Consider the following 17,771-nt stretch of genomic DNA (forward strand, 5'->3'; position numbering starts at 1 on the left):
TCTTGAGTGTCCGCAACGTCCCGAGTTAGCGCAAACGTAACCTTCCGCTGGTGAGCATGTCAGACCACATCGCCAACGCACGCGATGGCCGTCGACCCGGAAAAGCTCATCCACCTTGCTGCACTTCATATTCGATCAGGGGATCCGCGATCCGCAAGACCCGCTGCCACCGGCGCGTCCGGACCTCGTGTATCGCCGCCTGGAGGGCCAGTATGCCGGCCTGGATGTCCCACTCGAATACCTCGCTCTGCCTCGCAACGACGCCGGCTGGTGGGCCGGCGGCAAGCCCCACCGCAGACCCGAACACGCCGCGCTGGCCGCACTCACTGCCGGACGGTCGATCGGCGTCGCGATGGAAGGCACACCCGCCCTGACCTGGATGCACGCCGCCAGCCGGCGTGCCCTGACCCACCCGGATCGCCCGTGGGCCGTCGGCGCCGCGCCCGCGCGATGGCCCGAAGATCGTCCGCGCCGCAAGCCGCGCCAGCCGGAGCTACGTCACGCGCAGCTTCCGGAAGCTGCGTGGCTCGCTCGACCTGAAGTCTACCCATCGCGCGCTGACGCCGCGGTTCATTTCGGCTTTCCACAAGGCGGCGGCGCCGCAGATGGTGCGCGCCCTTGAGATCTACCTGACCAACCCGGGCGCCTATCGGTCTGGATGGCCGGACCTGACGGTGATCCGCGGCGATCAGCTCTGGCTGTACGAGGTCAAGACCACCGACCGGCTGAACGAGAACCAGCTCCGGTTCCTGCTCGACATCGCCAAGCCGCTCGGCCTCGGCATGACCGTCCTGCGCCTTCAACCGATCCCGACCGACCGTCAGCCGTCAAGGCGTCGCTGGTGGCCCTTCTAGCAGGCCCGCCAGGTCCTTGACGGAGGCGCCAGCGACGAAGTCGAGGTTGTGCGGAAGGAATTCCATGGCGAGGACGCGCAGGCGGCCAAGGCCCTTGGGTCAGCCCCGGAGCGCGGCGACCTCGCTGCCTTCGACGTCCATCAGCGCGACGTCGACGGCTTGCTCGTCGGCCAGGAGGGCGTCGAGGGTGACGCATTTAACCGTGAAGGTCTCGATCCCGTCGTCACCGTAGTAGAATCTTCGTCGCTTCGGGATGATCTTGACGCCGCCGATGTTGTCGCCCGCGATGCCGTGGTCCATCACGATCTCGCCGACGTGGTCGGCGACGGCGGCCTCGATCACTGGCACGCCGCGCGAGACCGGCGTCAGCCTCGACCGGGACATCAACGCGGCACGGGACATCCTGCAGCGGGCGATCGCAGAAACCGAACAAGGGCCCGGGGCGGGCCTCCGGACATCAAGTCAGCGGGTTGCCGCCTAGCTTGTCCGAGAAGCCGTCGCCTTTAGGCGACGGAGTGCTCACCTCCACGTTCATGGCCTCGCCTCGTTTATGCCTTGTGGTCCGATCGCCCGCGAAGCCTGTCGCCGGGCGCGTATGCATCGGGTTAATGCCAGCGTGGCGCGCCGCGCACCCCGGCCTCGTTGATCTACCGGCCGCCGCCTGAAAGGCTGACCTGGCCGGGAGCCAGCACCGAAGCCGGTTCGGACACCACACGCGGACAACAGGGACCCAACGGAACCGAGATGAGCGAGACACCCCGCGACGCCGTCGAGAAGTTGAAACAAGACACCGCAGCTCAGCTCGACTTCGCCGCCGATCTCAGGACCGCGATCGCCCAGGTTCGCAAGAAGCACGGCCTGGAAACAAGCGACACCCCGCGCCACGATATCGAGTACGCCTCGGAGGCGCTGGCCCTCGACTTCGCGTTCCGGCTTGCCGAAACACGCAATGAGGAACTCGACAGCCCTCAGGACGCTACCGACGCCCAGTTGAACGCCCGCGCGCCGCTGATCTACGACGACCTCCTGGACGCGATCGAGGAGAGCATCGCGTGCGTGCGCCACCACTACGCGGCGACCGGCAACGACGTGCTCGTGGCGGCCGCCCTGTGGCGCGAGGAGATCAGCGACCTGTTTGACGAGGCGACCGCCGCGGGCGGGGATGACGAGCCTGACGCCGGCGACGAGGCCCCTACCCGAGCGCCAGCGGAGCAACTCACCCCCGACGTCCAGTCGCGCATGATCCCCCATCCGGCGCTCAACGTCGATGTGCCCGCCTTCGCCGATGACGAGACGGTGGAGCAGCTCGCGGCGGACGGGCTCCACGTTGCCTTCGCACGCCTGCACACCGCGATCAACGGCCCGAACGCGCCGATGCACGGGTGCTGCACCGACCTGCCGGACGCTGTCCTGCTCGCTCTCTACGGTCAGCATGGCCGCCCGGAGGACGGCTTCCAGATCAACCTGCCGAACCTCACGATCGACGATCGCGCCAGCGTCTCGGCAATGGCCTGCAGCCTGGCCGTGCTGGTTCACCGGCTGATCACGCCGCTGGCCCATGAGACACGGCACCACCTGCACGACGACGACCAGATGACCAGCCAGCGCGACGCCATCACCGCCCTGGCCTTGGTGCCGTGGATCGTTGCCGACGGGCTACAGACCTTCACCGACGGTGGCGAGCGAAACCTGGTGCAGCACGCGACCACGGCCAGCAAGATCGCCGGCAAGGAGGTCCCGGACGGCATCCGCACGATGCGCGCGCAGGGATCACGCCATCATCACTGACGCGCGCACCCGCCCCCTGCGGACAAGGGGTTACCAGAACAGCTGCTCGCCATCCCCGCGAGAGCGACGCCCGTTCGCCTGGGCGCGCTTGCGCTCGCCGACCTCGCGCTGAAGCGCGCTGCAAGCCTCGCCGCTGGCTTGAGCCGCCTTGCTGATCGCGTTGCGCGCACTGCCGATCGCCCGCGTGCCGTGCCAGTACTCCAGACGCTCCTGATCGTCGTTACCGATCTCCGGCACCAGGCCGTGAAGCGCCTCCAGCTCGTCTTCCATGAAGCCTGCTTCCTGCTCGCGGTGCAGGTGGTTCATCACCGCTGCGGCCTCGTTCAGGCCGTAGCTCTGCTTCCCTCTGGCCAGCTGGTGAAGGTCGGCGGCCTTGGTCCGGTAGTATTGGCGGGCACCGACATCGGTGGATGCCCCCGCCATAACCTCGCAGATCGTTGCCGCCTCGGTGACGAGATCCGGCGCCTCGCGCGACGCCTCGCCGACCGCGCTGTCAATATCGCGCTCCCGGTACATCCTGCACGCCCTGGAATAGTCCACCATCAGCATCTGGCCGACATGCGAAGGCATCTGGTCGACGTGGCGATGAACGCGAACCTCCTGCAACGCGAAGGCTGTGCCCAGCACGTCAATCTCACCCTCAACGTCGCCGCCCTTGGCACTCACCGCCCCGGCGCGCTCCAGGTACCAACGGTTGAGCTTGTCGCCCGCGTGGGCACGCGCAAACACCTCCAGGTCGTCCTGGCCCGCCTCCGCCACCTCGAACCCGTAACCGGCACCCACGGCCTTCAGAGCCAGCTCCCCCGCCGTCTCCGCGCGCAGGTGCAGCCGGGCCAACATCTCCTCGCCGCCGTTCTCCAGGGTGCGCGGCAGCTGAGCCATCCGGGTACACTGGATCGCCGTCACGCGCCCGACACCGCGCACCAGCTCATTATTCAGGGCATGGAAGTCCCGCACCGCGCCGTCGAACTGCCCGCCGCTCGCGTCATCGCCGCGGTCGAAGCCGAAAGCATTGGCGGTTCCGTGGACCGCATCACCCTCGATCCGCATCAGTCGCTCGAGATTGTCGTCGCCGTACGTCAGGGAGGGGTTGATCACGAGCGCCTCGTCCGGCTGCTCCATCGCGGTGCGCCAGACGTGGTTTGCGAACAGCGCCGATGTTTGAAAGGGGTCGTCGACGCCGCCCTGGGCGCCGGCGATGCGCAGCTGCGTCTGATCCACCAGATCGACCCGATCGCAGCGGAACCCCATCAGCCGGGGTACATCACCGCGGTCGAGCATGTGCACCGTGGCGCTGCCGTCGCCCCACAGCTCGAAGTCGGGCTCCACGTCCAGCGACACGAAGGCGGCCGCCGGGGTCTCGCGATCCGGTCCGAGCGCCATGCAGGTCCGCCAGTCGCCCCCATCGGCAATCCGATCCCGCGCGCCGTCCGGCTGGAGCGCGAGCAGCGCCCCGTCCTCGCTCTTGACGTCGGCGGCCCGGATAACCCGACGGCTGTCGTCCTCGAGGTCTACGATGTAATCGATCGCGTCCATCTTTCCGGCCCTACTGTTCAACGGCTGTCTCCACCGCGGATATGGCAGCCGGACGCCACACTGCTCGCGATCGCCCCGAATACAAGGCTCGGTGATGTCTGGAAAGCAAGATCGACAACATCGGGAAGCCGTCCGCTCAACCGGACGCGCGCATCTGGGCGCCCGCGCTCGATGCAACCGCCCGCCGGATCGGGCCGAAGGCCTCGGCCGCGGCCATCACGGCACCGTAGGCGTCTTCCAGAAAATCGACCCAGTGCGAGACGAGGTCATGGTCGGGATCGCCCGCCATCAGGGCCGGCTCGGCCCGAAAACTCCGCGTTGGAGTGCTTTCCCACCCGCGCACGATCTCGGTCATCATCACTTCCGCGCGGTTCAAGCTCCGCTGATCGCCCGCGCCGGCGGGGCCGAGCAGGCTTAGATGCCGCTTCACCTCACCACGCACCTCGGATGCCGGCAACGGACCCAGAGCATCCAGGTAGATCAACGCGAGCGCCCGGGCATCGCAGAGCAGGTCCTGCTGCGTCTGCGGTCGACGCGGCTCAGGCACTGTCTGGGCGCGCGCGAACCGCTTGGCGGCAACACGGGCATTCGCCCACAGCACATCCAGGACACGCGCCGGCATGCCCTCGCAGTAGTGGTGGGCACCCCGTTCGATCAGTGCCCAGGCGCATGCTTCCTGAGAGATCTGGTGCCCCGAGACCTCGCGCATCCGCCAGCTATCGTTGACCAGCCCGACATACCAACGACCAACCATGTAGCGCACCCGAGCTTGCGCCAGCCGGTGCGCCAGCGCCCGCTCCCGCTCCGGGATCTTGTCCGCGCGCCCGTACCCGACCAGGCCCAGCGCGCAGAACGCCAGCTCCTCGCTCTCATCGAGAAGGCGATACAGCTTCGCGCGCTCCGAGCCAGGCGCCTCGCGGATCCAGATCGCAAACCGGAGGCGATGACCGAGGACCTCCTCGGGCACCGGATGGCTCAGCTCGCTCTGGAGTTCACAACAGGCGGCCAGCGCCCCCACGAACCGACGCGGCAACCAGCTGTTTCGATCCATCCCGAACGCGCGCGCGGCCTTCTGGATCGCACTGGCCTCGGCCCCAGCAACGCCTCCCGCGGCCGGCGCGCGGCTCCAGCCGATCGTCTCGCGATTGCTGTCCCGGAAGCTCCGCCAAGCAGGTGGCGCGAAGACAGCGATCACCGCGTCGTCGTTGGCACCCCAGGTCTCGAGCTTCAGGGCGTGCTCGCAGCAGCTGGCCTGCCGGCAGTCGAAGGACCAGAGCCGGCTTGCCCCGTCGGGATCCACCGCGTGAACCGTCACCGCCAGCTCGAAGTCATCGACCTCGCGTCCCGGCGGGAGAAGTGCCGCCGCCTCCAGGATCGGGGTGCCGTCCGGGGCAACGGCGATGCAGTCCCACCACGCCTCCTCCCGCGCGAACACGCGCCGGTTGCCCTCCGCTCCCGACAGTAGGAGTGCGCCCTCCTCGATCTCGACGGCGGACGCGGACAGCTGTTCGCGTCGACCGTCCTGGAACCGAATTCGATAGAGATTTTCCAACAGTCACCCACACGGTTGGCCGGTTATCGCGGCACGCGAAGCGACACCGATTCACCCTCCAAGGCTCGCGCCAAGAGGTGAACAATTGGTTCCCGCCGGTGATCGGCCCGAGCCTTGTGCCCGACACCCGCAACGCGCCAAGATCAGATTGCGATTAAGGCGGAGGCTTCCGTGACGCGCAGCTGGGCTGAGACAGCGACCGATGCCGAGGCCGAACGCCAGGGACAGGCATTCTGGCGACAACTCAGGACGGATGTTCAACAGGGCACCTTCTGGGCCGACGAGATCAAGCAGCTCCACGGCGACCCGCCGGCGCGCCTGGAAAAGGCGATGCAGAACCTACCCCTGCCGGCGGCCTTCCGGGAGGCCGCCGTGGCTCTGCGGGCGATGATCCGCACCAAAAGGAAGAATGGCGAGGACTGGGACCAGGAACTCGGCCTGCTCTATTGGCTGGCGGCCATCGACAGCTTCCGCCTGGACCGCTCCGAACGCCTGAACCAGCCCGGCTTCAACGTCATGAGTTCGATCCCCGCACGCCGCCTCTTCGAGCTGCCGTTCGATTACGACACACTCGGCTATCGCCACCTCACCCTGCTCAAAAAGACCGACGTGAAGTGGCTTCGCGAACGCTTTGGCGAACCCCGGAATCACACGACCCTGAACGCGCTGCACCCCGAGGTCTGGCGGGAATACGAGGACAAGACAGCCGAGCAGCAAGCCCGGGAGCGCGACCGACTGCACCAGGACCTCGGCCGGCTTTCCGAAACGGTGCACGCCCGCCCCGGGATGCCAGACGATGCCGCCGCCCCCCGCGCGGGCAACAAAACCCCGCGCGCGAGCCAGCTCGCGCGCTGGATCCTGATCGCCTTCGTCCTGCTGATCCTCCTGCTTGTACTCCTTTAGCGCGCGGTCCGCGGCATGATCGGTTGGCGCGGTTGCCGCAGGAGGAGCGCCCGGCTCAGGCAGGCGCCAGCTTCATTACTCCCTTAATCGCCAGACCACCGGGATATGGGTGCTGGCCGCCCGGCGTGGACGCGACGGCGGTGCTGATATGCTCGAAAATCGATGAACCTGAAGGCGCCCGATCAACCAGCGAGGCCAGTGCCAGCGCAGCCGCCCGTGAGGCCAGCATGCTCCGCGAGCCCGCTACGATCGCCGGGCCCGGCACCGCGCATCCGCTGGTCCTGCAGAACGCGCTCCACCTCGACCAGCACCTCACCACGCGCATCCGCCGGCACCGCCAGCAGGTCAGCGCAGACCTGGCGCAGAGAATAACCGGGGCGGTCCGGCCGGTGCGGCTCCTCGATCACCACGGGCGGCTCGCTGGCAAAATCGGTGTCGGCCGCATAGCCCATCAGGCTCGCGATCGCCGACCCGGCGAAAACCGTCCGCGCATCGCGCATCACCCGCGGCAGATGATCGGGACTGGAGACCAGCGCCAGCCGCGCGATCCCCGCCTCCTCAAGCGCCGGCAGGACACCGCGCAGCTCGCCGAGCGTGCTGCCGCAGGCCCCAGGCACGAACCAGCTGCGCTCGAACAGCACCGCGCGGGCCTGCGCGCCCTCATCCTGATGGAAGGCCTGGAAACGACCGAGCTCCCCCGCCCGCCGGACCAGTTCACCGTGGATCATGTCCGGCGCGTAGGCCCGGTGGCCCGCCTTGGCCCCGCCGCAGCCAAACACCACGGCTTCGGCGTTCAGCTCGATCGCGGCCTTCAGGGCTGCCGGACCGCGGCCCATCTCCCGCGGCGCCCGCCCCCAGCAAACCCACTCCCAGCCCGGCGCTCCAGGGTGATACCCATGCAAGAATACGGCTAGGCCGCCCATCCTACGCTCCCGTTCCATTCGCCCGAGGCGACGCGAGAGGATGTGGAGGCGAAAGAACCGTCGCGCTCGCCGACGCAACGGACCATCCGCGGCGCAGGAAATGACCGGCAGGCCCAACGCTCAGGCCAGCACGCTACCGATCGGCAAGCGCGGCTTGTCCTCCATGGTCGCCGCGACCCGCTCCCACAGGCTCTCGCCCTCCGGGCTGAGGCTGCCGAAGGCGCTGGGCCAGATGCGCTCGCGCGCCCAGGAGTTGTTGGTTGGATCGCACCGGTCGATCACCTTCGTCACGAACCCTGGCAGCCCCTCCGTGCGCGCGCGCTTCGGCTGGCTGAACTTGCGGTGAAGACCGGTCTGCGCGGCGATATGCGCGTATCCAGCGGCGGCGTGCCGGTAGACGTCGAGATCCTCCCCGGTCACCTCGTCGAGGCCGATCGGATAGCCCAGTGCGAGCGCCGAGCGCGCCATCATCTTCTCACGGATCAGTGTGATCAGCTCCAGCTGGGCGCCGATCACCTCGTCCTGCGCCGGGAACAGCGAGTCATGGTCGATGAAGGTGCGCAGACGCAGCACCGGCTGGTATCCGGGGTCCGTGAGACGGTCGTGATAGAGGCGCCGGCGGTCCTGGACCAGCCGCTCGATCCCGGGCTTGGGCTGGTAAATGCCGGACAGGTAACCGGCCGCCGCCCCGCCCAGCATCGGTACGCTGGCGTTCAGGGTCCGGGGCACCATCCCGGTCGCCATCGTGCGCATCCAGAGCATCGCCAGGATCGTCGCATCCTCGAGCGGCCCGACCAGCATCTCCGGCCGCGCCCCCTCCCCGACCATGCGCATGATCAGCCGCTCGACGAGGTGCGAGCTCATCAGCACCGGCGACACCCAGCTGCGCATCAGCAGCCGGCGGGCGGTCACGTCCACCTCGTAATTCATGATGCCGTACTCCGGACGTGCGTCCAGCGGGTAATCGCCCGCCACCAGCATGCGCACCCGGAGCTGCCCGGGATCGTCCGCGGTCATCTCCTGCGACACGACCTCGGTGACCGTGGGGATCTGGGTCATCGCCCGGCGCAGGGCGGACAGCGCCGGATTGAAGTCCAAAGGCCGGTTCCGGCGGCCCTTGCGGCCGCGCGCGACGATCTGCCGCGCAAAGGCTGCCCAGGCCGCGCTCGCAGTCTCCGCGTCCCGCCGCGTCTCCTCCAAGACGCGCCGCGCCAGTCCGCGCGCGTATCGCTCGTCGACCCCGGCCATCGGCCTGCCCTCCTTTCCTTGCGAAGGAGATGGGTTCGCCCGCACCAATCGCGCCTGCGCCACCTCGGCCGGGGTCCCCAGCAAGCCATGCATATGAGAACGCCCCCGGCCAGCCAGCCGGGGGCGCCTTGCGGCCCGGTCCGGGCCGATACTCCCGATAAGGGGGATCAGGAATTACCGCAGGCCGTACGGTCGCTTCCGCCCCCATCTTCGCTCACGAGGAGCCCGATTACGCTCCCTAGCGACACCGAAAGCGCGGCGAACCAACCACGAGGGCAGACATGCGACAAAACATCCACGCCGAGACCCGTTACGACCACGCCCAGCTGGCCGAACTGGCCGCCACGGGGATCGACCGTCCCGGCCGGATCGCGATGGGTGCGCTCAAGGCGATGGGGGCGGCCCTGCGTGCGCTCGAGGCCCGGCAGCCCGGTCAGCTGACCGGCCGCCTGCCCGAGATCGCCAACCGCTCCGAACTGCCCGGCAGTCTTGATCTCGAGGACCGCGGCCTGCTCTGCCGCGCATACCGCTTCAAGCTGTGCGCCCAGGAGGATCTCTCCGGCACGCCGCCGCACCTCGCCGCAAGCGACCAGAGCGACGCTCAGACGGCCCCGTCGTCGCCCGGAGCGGGCCTGACCTCAGCGCCGGCGGACGCCGGTTCCATGGATCAGCCGCCCGAGCCGGCGCAAGAGGACGCGCAGGAGGAGACGCACGCGCTCGATCTCGAGGAGGCGGTCGATCTCGCGCCGGAGGACCCCTGGGAGCCGGCGACCGACGAAACCCAGGAGAACGTCGCCGCCTGGGCGCGGGCTGCGCTGGGCGATCGAACAGCCGCGCAGCACTTCGAACGCCTGCTCGAGGAGGTCGTCGAACTCGGTGTCACGCTCGGGGTCCCGGTCGAGCGCATGCACGCCGTCGTGGGCGTCGCGCATGCCCGCGGTCACCGCAACTTCGACCGGCGGCAGATCGCCGCCGACGAGATCGGCGACTGCGACATCGTCCTGAAGACCATCGCCGACGTGCTGGACCTGTCCCAGCAGGCCTGCCTCAACCACAAGATGGCGGAGAACCGCGACCGCAGCCCGGCCGAGATCGCCGCGCGCGAGCGCAACAAGGAGCGCTGGGGCATGCCGACTCGCTGACATCCGGCCGCCGTGGCGCACGCCGGCACCGCCGGCCGCGATTTTCCCTGCGTTTAGGCGGCAATCGCCGAAAAAGCCCGAGCGATACCGGATGTTAACTGTCCCGGGTGTCTAAATCGAGGTCTGACCGTCGTGGCTTATCGGCCGTCCGTTGGACCTCATGACCGCCCGCCTCTTCGCCCTCCTGCCCTTGAAAACGGCGTGCGCCCGGACCTCGGCCATCACAGTCAAGCTCGCCCTCGTGGTCCTGCTCGCGATGCTGCCGGCGATCCTGATCGGCGTCACCATGAATCCCCAGGGGCCTCCAGCGCACGCTTGAGGCGGACCGCACCCGCACCGCGAAATCGGCCGCCGAGATCGCGGCCACCCGGGCCGCAGAGAGCATCGCGGACGCGCGGCAGCAGGCCGAGACCCTGGCGCTTGCCCGGCTGCAACAGATGACAGCGGATCTGGACCAGCCGCCCGCCCTCGATCCGGTCCCGAAGGCGGATCTCCAGTTGCCGATCCAGGAGGTGGCGCCGCTCTCCGCGCGCCCTCTCACCCTGATCGACGGAGCGCGGATTTACGACCCCCACTACCGGCTGCGCGATCAGCTGGGCGTGCGCTACAATCTTGCGGTCCTGGACGGGCGCACCACGGCCCACGTCGACTATGTCGGCAACGGGGCGTTCCGGATCACCGTCCCGATTGTTGAGGGCCCCGGCAAACCCGGCTGGACCCTCGTAGCCGTGACCAGCCGGACGCAAATGCAGGCGCTCCTGAACGATACCTGCCCGATGACCGGCTGCCAGGTGACCCTGACGACCGCCGATCACGCAGCCGAGGTCGATGGTCCCACGGCGCACGCAACGGTGGCCGGGTTCGGGCAGCAGGGGCTGCGCGTCCAGGTCACGTTCGACGGCGACGGCAATCTGCCCGGCCAGGACATCGCCCTGATCGCCCTCGACCTGATCGCCTTCCTCGCCACTAGCGCCGCGGCCTTCCTTGCAGCCCACCGCCTGGTTGGATCACCCTGGCAGGACCTGCGCGCCTAGATCAGCAGATCATCGAGGGCAATTATCAGCGCAAGGGCCCGTCGGCGCAGCGCCACGGGCTGAACGAGGAACTCGAGACCCTGGCGGCGGAAATGCAAGGCTACTCGGATAACCTGCGGTCGATCGACGCCACCTACCGGGCCTTCTTCGAGCGCAACAAGGCCGCCGCCGTTTTGCTCGACCCCGCGACGCTGGCGATCAAGGATATGAACGAGGCCGCCTGCCGACTCTACGGGATCGGCCGCGACGAAGCGGTCGACGTCAGCTTCATGCGCTTCGTCACCCAGGCCGAGGAGATCGTGCGCAAGCACATCCGTCAGGCCCTCAACGGCGAGCACGACTCGGACTACCGGCACAAACAGCCCCACATCGACCACAACGGCACCCCGTTCCAGGCGCAGCTGCACATGGGGCCGATCGAGATCGCCGGACGCACCCACGTCTACGCGATCATCATCGACATCACCGAGGAAGAGGACACGATCAGGAGCGCCGAGCACTCGCTGATGTCCGCCCTTCACGAACGCGACGAGAGCAAGAAGGAGCTTCAGGCAGCCCTCGCCCGCGAGCAGCAGGCCGCCGCCCAGGAGCGCGCCACCTCGAAGGCGCAGCGCGAGTTCCTGCGCATGCTCTCACACGAGCTGAACACCCCGCTCGCGGTGATTAACTCGCTCGCCCGGGCGCTAACCCGCAAATCGGCCCTCGACCCCGAGGTGATGCGCACCAAGGCCGGCGAGATCATGCTGGCAGTGTCCCAGGCGTCGGACCTCGTGCGCACCCACCTGAACACTGCCCAGTACGACTACGACACGCTCGGGCTCAGCTCCTCCGTTCACGAACCAGGCCAGCTGGCCGAGGAGGTCGCCCGGTCCTTTATCGACGCGAACCCGCACCACACCTTCCTGTTCGACATCCACGACACCGAAATCCAGATCCTGCTGGACCCGGGCCGGGTCACGCAGATCCTGAACAACCTGATCTCCAACGCCGTCAAGTACTCCCCCGAGGGCGGCCAGATCCGCATCAGCAGCTGGGCCGACAGCACCAACGGTCGCTACGTGATCGAGATCGCCGACCAGGGCATCGGTGTCGCCCCGGACGAGCTCGAGCGCCTGTTCGAGAAGTATTACCGCGCCACCAACACCGGCTCGATCAGCGGCTCGGGATACGGCCTCTACATGTGCCGCCGATTCGCCCGACTGCACCACGGCGACGTCACCGCCTTCTCAGAGGGACGCAACGGCACCGTCATGACCTTCTGGCTGCCGCTCAAGCAGCCAGGCGAGCTGAGCGAGGAACAGCGCGAGACAGCCGCGGCCGAGACGTCGAGCGAACCGGAGCGGATGCGCCGCACCCCCCTGAGCCGGCTCAAGGCAAACGACAGCCGGTGAGATCGCCGCCCTGCACGGCTCCGCCCAAGATCATGCCGACCTTTTGCGGGGTCTCCGGAACCGCGACCGGCAGCAAGATCCGCTCGTAGAAACCCCGTTCCCAGCCCCGGGCGTCCAAGGCCTGCTCGAAGTCCCCTACCGGCCGGACCTCCTGCGCGCAGGCCGCGTAGGACCGGAAGGTGCGCCCGTCCGAGTGCCCGATCGTCCGGCTGCCGGCCTCACGGGCACCGATCGAGAGGACCTCGGGCCCGATCAGAACCAGATCGAAGTGCAGCGGCTGAGAATAGACCTCCGCCAGGATGAGGCGGGACATCTGCATGCGGAACTGCACCGTCTGGATGTCCCTGCGCGCCGGCATCGACTCAGCCCCGCGTACGGCCCGCCAAGATCTCAAAAGATCCCGTAATTCCAGGGAGCGAAGACCTTTGGCAAAGCGATCCAGCGACGCATCATCAAGCACGGCACGGGCTTTCTTCGTAGTCGTCTTAGCTGCCGCTGGGCAACTGAAGATTGCCATAGATTACCGCAATGCACCCGATTTGCCGATAGTGTATTTATTCTCATTTGCCAAACACCGTTAAGCTTTCGGGGATATCTCTTTGGTGGTCGGGCCAGGCTCTCTGGCGCCGCGGCCCTCTGGGGCTGGAAGGGCCGCGCGCCTGCCGCCATCGAGAGCCCTGAGAGAGGCAGGATCGAAGCCGTATCGAGACAGCCCGAAGGCTGTTGGAACCACACGGGAGACCGGGTCATGGACCGCAAGGACTCAGCGATCGCCAAGGAATTCGAGAGCCACGAGGTGCAGGAGGTGATCAGCCGGACCTGGACCTTCAGCCGCCCGGACAGCTGGATCATGGGCTGCAAGATCACCTGGACGCCCGGTCTGCTGCACCTGGGCGGCGACATCGGCGAACTTACGGTGACCCACCATCACGCGCTGCGCGATCTCTGGTCCGGCATCGCCTGGATCGCGGGCGCCGACTTCGACTACCTGATGGAGAAGACCGACGCCGAGCGGCAGTTCGACCAAGACGTGACGGTCGCCCAGATCGTCGCGATGGCGAACGAAGAGGCGCTGCCGTGCGCCCAGCAGACGAAGACGTTCGTAAGCGCCCCCTACGCCCCATTGGCATAGGGTGTTGACGCGCGACCACGGGTCTCGGCGGCGCACGAGGCGCCACCGGGACCCGTGGGCAACAAACTTTGCAAACTTTATTGGTTTTGCTGGGCCGGGCTCAGTCGGAGCCGCTGGCGTCCTGGCGGAAGTTCCAGGGCATCAACTCATCCAGCCGGGACTGCGGGTGGCCGGCGGCGAGCGCTTCGAGCGTGGCCTTCAGGTAGGCGTACGGATCCACGCCGTTGAGCTTGCACGTGCCGATCAGCGAGGCCCAGATGCCCCATCGCGATCCGCCTTCGTCATGGCCGGCGAATAACGCGTTCTTTCTGTTCAATGGCGCTGGCCTGATCGCGTTCTCGATCGGGTTGCTGTCCATCTCCACGCGGCCGTCGTCGAGGAACACGCACAGCCCGTCCCAGTGCCGCAGGATGTAGGCGAGCGCCTTGGCCATCTCGCTCTTCGGCGACAGCCGGCGATGCTGCTCGTCGACCCAGGTGCCGATCTCCTCGACCACCGGCTTCGACCGCGCCTGGCGGACGGCCCGGCGGTGCTCGGGGTCACAGCCGCGGATCTCCGCCTCGATCTCGTAGAGCCCGGCGATGCGCTTGAGCAGACCGTCGGCGATCGGCGAGCCGCTCTTGGGCGTCGCCTTGATCAGCTCGCGGCGGGCATGGATCCAACACTTCGCGAGCGTGAGCGGCGCGCCGCCCGTGCGGGACTCCTCCGCCAGACCGCGGTAGCCCTGGTACCCGTCGGTTTGCAGGATGCCGTTGAAGTTCTCGAGGATCTCCTCCGCGTGATAGCCACCCCGGCCCGGCCGGTAGTGGAACACCACCCCGGGCGGGTCGGGTCCGTTCCATGGTCGATCGTCGCGGGCCAGGGCCCAGAAGTAGCCGGTCTTGGTCCGCCCGCGGCCCGGGTCGAGCACCGGCGCGGTCGTCTCGTCCATGAACAGCTTGGACGACTGCTTGATCAGCTCGCCCATCCGATCGACCACCGGGGCCGCGTGATACGAGCTGCGGCCGAGCCAGTCCGCCATCATCGACCGGGTGACCGGGATGCCCTGGCGCTCGAACACCTGCGCCTGGCGGTACAGGGGCATATGTTCCGAGTACTTGGCGACGATGATGCTGGCGATCAGCGCCTCGGTCGGCAGCCCGCCCTCGATCAGGTGCGCCGGCGCCTTCGCCTGGGTCACGCCGGCGTTGCCGTGCGGGCAGGCGTAGCGCGGCTGCACCGTCTCCTTGATCCGGTACTGCGTCGGCGTGATGTCCAGGCGACGGCTGCGCGTCTCGCCGATCTTCTTCATCTGCCCGCAGCCGCAGGGACACTGCGTGTCCTCCGGCTCAAGATGTTCCTCGTCCTTGGGCAGATGCTTGGGCAGCCGGCGCGCCTTGCCGGACCCGCCCTTGCTCCGCTTGTTTTTGCCGCCGCCGGCGGTCTGTTCGCCGTCGTTGCCGCCCTCGGCCTGCTTCTCCTCGTGCTCGGCCTCGGCCGTGCCGATCGCGGTCTCGATGTCCTCGAACGCGAGTTCGCCCTGGTCGGCGTCGAGCTTCTCCGAGCTGCGGCCGAACTTCGCCCGCTCGAATTCCTTGACCAAGTTTTCGAGCTTCTCGGTGTAGGCTTTCAGCTCCGCGGCTTCTGCCTCCGCAGTTTGACGCGCCTCACGCTCGGCCTGCCGCGCCTCACGCTCCGCCTGCAGCGCGGCCATCTGCTGCTCGACGGCGCGCCGCACGTCCGGCGGCAGCTGGCTGAGATCGGGCGGGGTGGGCGGTCCCTGCGACATGCTGTCAGGCTAGGGATCGGCGAGTCGCGGTAAAAGAGCGGACCCGAGGGCCGATTCAATTCGCCGCAGCCGGTTTCGGCACGCGCCTGGGCTGCACGCGCTGCCAGTTCAGGCCCTCGAACAGCGCCTCGAACTGGGCGCGCGACAGCTGCATCACGCCGTCCCGCACAGGCGGCCAGCTAAACCGCCCCTGGTCCAGCCGCTTGTAGGTCAGCACGAGCCCGGTGCCGTCCCAGACTAAAATTTTGACCCGGTCGCCGCGTTTGGAACGAAAGACCACCGTCAGACCGGAGTGCGGGTCCAGGCCGAGCTGGTTTTGCACCGTTGCAGCAAGCCCATTGTGGCCCTGCCTGAAGTCAACGGGCCGCGTGGCGATCACGATGGGCATGCGTTGGCCGGGGACGATCATCGCCGCCCCGCAAGCTCCGCCGCCACCGCGGCGATGCGCGTGACGTCCGTGTCAGCGGGCAAGCGGACCGTCACGTCGCCGGCCACGATCTCCACGGTCTGGCCGGCTGTGCCAGGCTCTGTCGCCGCGTCCGCCGGGTCCGCGACCTGCAGCGGTACGAACGCCGGCGTGTCGCTCGCCGTGTCCATCTGGTCGCCGTCCAGCGGCAGGATCCCGTCACGCGCGGCCCTACGCCAGCCGGTCAGCTGCTGCGGGGAGATGCCGTGGCGGCGCGCGACCGCGCTCACGCTCGTGCCCGACGCGAAGCTCTCCTGGACGATCCGCGCCTTGACCGCGTCCGGCCAGCGGCGACGGCCCGTCGGGCCGCCGACCACCTCGAGCCGGCCGCCGTACGTACCGTTCGTGGCGGAAAATAGGGTCTGCGACATGGCTGCCTCCTGAACTTGGAGAGGTCAGCTATGCCGCGATCAGCAGGGACCGGGAAACCGTTGATCGAATGGGGTGTAGCTGGCGCTTACAGACGTTCCGTCTCGACGCGGCCTGCGAGGACGCCTTCGACGCCGCGATCGCGGCGAACCATGACGACACCGCGGCCGAGGAGATCGCCCAGCGCGGGTTCGGTCCCTACCTCAAGCCCGCCCGCACGCGGATCCTCCAGCGCATCCACCACGCTCGCAATCCCTTCCGCGACCCGGCCAGCCTCGATGACGCCGCCTACTACCGCTGGGAGCGGCTCGCCGACGCGACCGGCAACGCGCCCGAGGACGCCTACTCGATAGTCGGCCGCAAGCGGATCAAGCGCAGCATCATGCGCGCCTGCGACACCCCGCACGGCGCGGCCGAGCTCGCGATCGACGCCGGGTTCGACGATTATTATGGCTGCTACAGCTGGCCGACCCGCCGGCGCATCCAGATCCAGGCGCTCAAGCTCTGGGCCCGGAAAATGCTCGCGCACCCGGAGTCCAGCCAGGCCGCCTGATCGTTGCGCGCGACACCCGGATGGATCCCGCATGCGCACGTCCGGGTGCTTCCTGAGAGCACAAAAATGTGCGCGAGGATTCGCCTAAGGTCCTGTTCTTCCTCGACCCGAGGGGAGCAATCCGCGCCCCTCGGGGTTCGTTCAAGCCGCGCGTTTCGCGACACGTCCCGGCTTGCGGCAGGCACGGTTGCGGAGTATCACTGGCGACCATGAGGAAGCTGTTCCGACACCTGATCGCCGCCCGCCGCACCGAGCGCCCCGCTGGCCGGACGAAGCCGCCGGAGAGGGCCGAGCCGGGGGCGCGGATGTTCGAGAAATGCCCCTGCGGCACGACACTCGAGCACATGCTGCGGGGACCGCGCGGTGGCAGCGCCCAGAACATCCAGTGCCCCGACTGCGGGTGCTGGTACAATGTCGGCTGGCTGCCCGGGTGCACCTACCCGATCCTGATGGAAGAGCAGGGACACCGGACCGATCTTGACCTGCGCGCCACCGCAGGCAGCACCGACACCATCCAATAACGAGACGACACACGGCTTGACGCGCACGGATAGGCCGTAACACGATTCCCGGATGCCAGGGGTCTCCTGCAAAGACCTCTCGCGGCATGTCTTTCCAGTACGCCACGCGTGTTTGTCCCTGATCCGGGGGCGTGGCGACTCCCGCGCGTGCACCCCCTTATCTTCCTCCACCCTCGCGCTACGCCCCCGGTCTGTCTTTGCCGGGGCCGTCCGCTGAGGTGTGAGCCCATTTGCAAGTCATGTCGCCCTAGCGCCGATCGGCGCACGGGGCCAGCACCAGGAGTCTGCCATGTCGTCATCCGAGCCAATCAGCGATAGCCAGCTGGCGCTCGCCCACCTCAATACCGATGACCGCACCGCGCTCGCGGAAACCTGGATCGAGGGCGTCGTGCCGGTCGCCTGCGGCATCGACCGTCGTCTGAACTGGAAGCGCGGTAAAGCCACGCGGATCTACCGCAAGATGCTGAACCTCGGGATTCTCTCCCGGGTCCACCATGGTCACTACCGCCTGACCGATCTGGGCAAACAGGTCCGGCGCGAGCTGGGTTCGCCCTGCCCCAGCGAGCGCATCTACCGGAAGGCGTGACCATC

Annotated in this window: 21 protein-coding genes; 12 read left to right on the plus strand and 9 right to left on the minus strand. The window is 67.9% G+C overall.

Annotated elements, in window-relative coordinates; genetic code table 11:
- Positions 1-115: 115 nt before the first annotated feature.
- On the plus strand, positions 116-622 hold the full coding sequence (locus tag CKO28_RS01110; protein WP_200338687.1) for a hypothetical protein: 507 nt from the start codon (positions 116-118) through the stop codon (positions 620-622).
- The gene (locus CKO28_RS01115; protein ID WP_200338688.1) at positions 606-854 is read left to right on the plus strand and encodes a VRR-NUC domain-containing protein; all 249 of its coding nucleotides are present in this window, start codon (positions 606-608) and stop codon (positions 852-854) included. The genes CKO28_RS01110 and CKO28_RS01115 overlap by 17 nt, the downstream gene beginning before the upstream one ends.
- A 99-nt stretch (positions 855-953) precedes the next feature.
- Here CKO28_RS01115 and CKO28_RS01120 read toward each other — a convergent pair whose 3' ends face one another.
- Positions 954-1,238, minus strand: a complete 285-nt coding sequence (locus CKO28_RS01120) for an FkbM family methyltransferase (RefSeq protein WP_200338689.1) — start codon at positions 1,236-1,238, stop codon at positions 954-956.
- 258 nt (positions 1,239-1,496) lie between these two features.
- Between CKO28_RS01120 and CKO28_RS01125 the strand changes: the two genes are divergently transcribed.
- Complete coding sequence (locus CKO28_RS01125) at positions 1,497-2,642, plus strand: hypothetical protein (RefSeq protein ID WP_200338690.1); 1,146 nt, start codon at positions 1,497-1,499, stop codon at positions 2,640-2,642.
- 30 nt (positions 2,643-2,672) lie between these two features.
- Here CKO28_RS01125 and CKO28_RS01130 read toward each other — a convergent pair whose 3' ends face one another.
- Positions 2,673-4,178: a hypothetical protein gene (locus tag CKO28_RS01130; protein ID WP_200338691.1), complete on the minus strand. Its 1,506-nt coding sequence runs from the start codon at positions 4,176-4,178 to the stop codon at positions 2,673-2,675.
- Positions 4,179-4,314: 136 nt separating this feature from the next.
- Positions 4,315-5,613: a hypothetical protein gene (locus CKO28_RS01135; protein ID WP_200338692.1), complete on the minus strand. Its 1,299-nt coding sequence runs from the start codon at positions 5,611-5,613 to the stop codon at positions 4,315-4,317.
- A 288-nt stretch (positions 5,614-5,901) separates the two neighbouring features.
- On the opposite strand from CKO28_RS01135, the gene CKO28_RS01140 reads away from it, so the two are divergent.
- Positions 5,902-6,633: a hypothetical protein gene (locus CKO28_RS01140; RefSeq protein WP_200338693.1), complete on the plus strand. Its 732-nt coding sequence runs from the start codon at positions 5,902-5,904 to the stop codon at positions 6,631-6,633.
- A gap of 182 nt (positions 6,634-6,815) precedes the next feature.
- Here CKO28_RS01140 and CKO28_RS01145 read toward each other — a convergent pair whose 3' ends face one another.
- Together CKO28_RS01145 and CKO28_RS01150 are read right to left on the minus strand one after the other, a co-directional pair.
- Positions 6,816-7,469 carry a YdcF family protein gene (locus tag CKO28_RS01145; RefSeq protein ID WP_200338694.1) on the minus strand — a complete coding sequence of 218 codons (654 nt, stop codon included), beginning with the start codon at positions 7,467-7,469 and terminating at the stop codon, positions 6,816-6,818.
- A 207-nt stretch (positions 7,470-7,676) separates the two neighbouring features.
- A complete protein-coding gene (locus CKO28_RS01150) occupies positions 7,677-8,804 on the minus strand; it encodes a hypothetical protein (protein WP_200338695.1) in 1,128 nt (375 codons plus the stop codon).
- Between the two features lie 281 nt (positions 8,805-9,085).
- Between CKO28_RS01150 and CKO28_RS01155 the strand changes: the two genes are divergently transcribed.
- The 4 genes from CKO28_RS01155 to CKO28_RS01170 all read left to right on the plus strand — a co-directional run bounded on the left by CKO28_RS01155 (position 9,086) and on the right by CKO28_RS01170 (position 12,371).
- Entirely contained in the window at positions 9,086-9,946 is an 861-nt protein-coding gene (locus tag CKO28_RS01155; protein ID WP_200338696.1) for a hypothetical protein, read from the plus strand.
- A gap of 160 nt (positions 9,947-10,106) precedes the next feature.
- On the plus strand, positions 10,107-10,265 hold the full coding sequence (locus tag CKO28_RS01160) for a hypothetical protein (RefSeq protein ID WP_200338697.1): 159 nt from the start codon (positions 10,107-10,109) through the stop codon (positions 10,263-10,265).
- Positions 10,266-10,383: 118 nt separating this feature from the next.
- Complete coding sequence (locus tag CKO28_RS01165) at positions 10,384-10,980, plus strand: hypothetical protein (protein ID WP_200338698.1); 597 nt, start codon at positions 10,384-10,386, stop codon at positions 10,978-10,980.
- Between the two features lie 92 nt (positions 10,981-11,072).
- Positions 11,073-12,371 (plus strand): PAS domain-containing sensor histidine kinase, encoded by a 1,299-nt coding sequence (locus tag CKO28_RS01170; protein ID WP_200338699.1) that lies wholly within the window; start codon positions 11,073-11,075, stop codon positions 12,369-12,371.
- Here the strand turns inward: CKO28_RS01170 and CKO28_RS01175 are convergent.
- Positions 12,349-12,831: a PAS domain-containing protein gene (locus tag CKO28_RS01175; RefSeq protein WP_200338700.1), complete on the minus strand. Its 483-nt coding sequence runs from the start codon at positions 12,829-12,831 to the stop codon at positions 12,349-12,351. The genes CKO28_RS01170 and CKO28_RS01175 overlap by 23 nt on opposite strands.
- A 288-nt stretch (positions 12,832-13,119) precedes the next feature.
- Between CKO28_RS01175 and CKO28_RS01180 the strand changes: the two genes are divergently transcribed.
- Positions 13,120-13,503: a hypothetical protein gene (locus CKO28_RS01180; RefSeq protein ID WP_200338701.1), complete on the plus strand. Its 384-nt coding sequence runs from the start codon at positions 13,120-13,122 to the stop codon at positions 13,501-13,503.
- Positions 13,504-13,603: 100 nt separating this feature from the next.
- Here CKO28_RS01180 and tnpC read toward each other — a convergent pair whose 3' ends face one another.
- The 3 genes from tnpC to tnpA are packed head-to-tail and all read right to left on the minus strand — an operon-like array spanning position 13,604 to position 16,108.
- Positions 13,604-15,271 (minus strand): IS66 family transposase, encoded by a 1,668-nt coding sequence (tnpC, locus tag CKO28_RS01185; RefSeq protein WP_200338702.1) that lies wholly within the window; start codon positions 15,269-15,271, stop codon positions 13,604-13,606.
- A gap of 55 nt (positions 15,272-15,326) precedes the next feature.
- Complete coding sequence (tnpB, locus tag CKO28_RS01190) at positions 15,327-15,659, minus strand: IS66 family insertion sequence element accessory protein TnpB (protein ID WP_200338703.1); 333 nt, start codon at positions 15,657-15,659, stop codon at positions 15,327-15,329.
- Positions 15,660-15,676: 17 nt separating this feature from the next.
- A complete protein-coding gene (gene tnpA, locus CKO28_RS01195; protein WP_200338704.1) occupies positions 15,677-16,108 on the minus strand; it encodes an IS66-like element accessory protein TnpA in 432 nt (143 codons plus the stop codon).
- A 68-nt stretch (positions 16,109-16,176) separates the two neighbouring features.
- On the opposite strand from tnpA, the gene CKO28_RS01200 reads away from it, so the two are divergent.
- The 3 genes from CKO28_RS01200 (at position 16,177) to CKO28_RS01210 (ending at position 17,766) form a co-directional block, all read left to right on the plus strand.
- The gene (locus tag CKO28_RS01200; protein ID WP_200338705.1) at positions 16,177-16,659 is read left to right on the plus strand and encodes a hypothetical protein; all 483 of its coding nucleotides are present in this window, start codon (positions 16,177-16,179) and stop codon (positions 16,657-16,659) included.
- Positions 16,660-16,868: 209 nt separating this feature from the next.
- A complete protein-coding gene (locus tag CKO28_RS01205; RefSeq protein WP_200338706.1) occupies positions 16,869-17,180 on the plus strand; it encodes a hypothetical protein in 312 nt (103 codons plus the stop codon).
- Positions 17,181-17,469: 289 nt separating this feature from the next.
- Positions 17,470-17,766, plus strand: coding sequence for a hypothetical protein (locus CKO28_RS01210; RefSeq protein ID WP_200338707.1), 297 nt, complete (start codon positions 17,470-17,472; stop codon positions 17,764-17,766).
- Positions 17,767-17,771: the final 5 nt, after the last annotated feature.

Source organism: Rhodovibrio sodomensis (assembly GCF_016583645.1).
Classification (GTDB): Bacteria; Pseudomonadota; Alphaproteobacteria; order Kiloniellales; family Rhodovibrionaceae; genus Rhodovibrio; species Rhodovibrio sodomensis.

Excerpts from the sequence above, each read along its gene's own strand:
- CKO28_RS01115 (WP_200338688.1), top strand. The coding sequence starts at position 606 with ATGGTGCGCGCCCTTGAGATCTACCTGACCAACCCGGGCGCCTATCGG.
- CKO28_RS01205 (WP_200338706.1), top strand. The coding sequence starts at position 16,869 with ATGAGGAAGCTGTTCCGACACCTGATCGCCGCCCGCCGCACCGAGCGC.
- CKO28_RS01210 (WP_200338707.1), top strand. The coding sequence starts at position 17,470 with ATGTCGTCATCCGAGCCAATCAGCGATAGCCAGCTGGCGCTCGCCCAC.
- CKO28_RS01150 (WP_200338695.1), bottom strand. The coding sequence starts at position 8,804 with ATGGCCGGGGTCGACGAGCGATACGCGCGCGGACTGGCGCGGCGCGTC.
- CKO28_RS01155 (WP_200338696.1), top strand. The coding sequence starts at position 9,086 with ATGCGACAAAACATCCACGCCGAGACCCGTTACGACCACGCCCAGCTG.
- CKO28_RS01145 (WP_200338694.1), bottom strand. The coding sequence starts at position 7,469 with ATGGGCCGCGGTCCGGCAGCCCTGAAGGCCGCGATCGAGCTGAACGCC.
- CKO28_RS01160 (WP_200338697.1), top strand. The coding sequence starts at position 10,107 with ATGACCGCCCGCCTCTTCGCCCTCCTGCCCTTGAAAACGGCGTGCGCC.
- CKO28_RS01200 (WP_200338705.1), top strand. The coding sequence starts at position 16,177 with ATGGGGTGTAGCTGGCGCTTACAGACGTTCCGTCTCGACGCGGCCTGC.
- CKO28_RS01130 (WP_200338691.1), bottom strand. The coding sequence starts at position 4,178 with ATGGACGCGATCGATTACATCGTAGACCTCGAGGACGACAGCCGTCGG.
- CKO28_RS01180 (WP_200338701.1), top strand. The coding sequence starts at position 13,120 with ATGGACCGCAAGGACTCAGCGATCGCCAAGGAATTCGAGAGCCACGAG.
- tnpA (WP_200338704.1), bottom strand. The coding sequence starts at position 16,108 with ATGTCGCAGACCCTATTTTCCGCCACGAACGGTACGTACGGCGGCCGG.
- CKO28_RS01170 (WP_200338699.1), top strand. The coding sequence starts at position 11,073 with ATGCAAGGCTACTCGGATAACCTGCGGTCGATCGACGCCACCTACCGG.
- tnpC (WP_200338702.1), bottom strand. The coding sequence starts at position 15,271 with ATGTCGCAGGGACCGCCCACCCCGCCCGATCTCAGCCAGCTGCCGCCG.
- tnpB (WP_200338703.1), bottom strand. The coding sequence starts at position 15,659 with ATGCCCATCGTGATCGCCACGCGGCCCGTTGACTTCAGGCAGGGCCAC.
- CKO28_RS01165 (WP_200338698.1), top strand. The coding sequence starts at position 10,384 with ATGACAGCGGATCTGGACCAGCCGCCCGCCCTCGATCCGGTCCCGAAG.
- CKO28_RS01120 (WP_200338689.1), bottom strand. The coding sequence starts at position 1,238 with ATGTCCCGGTCGAGGCTGACGCCGGTCTCGCGCGGCGTGCCAGTGATC.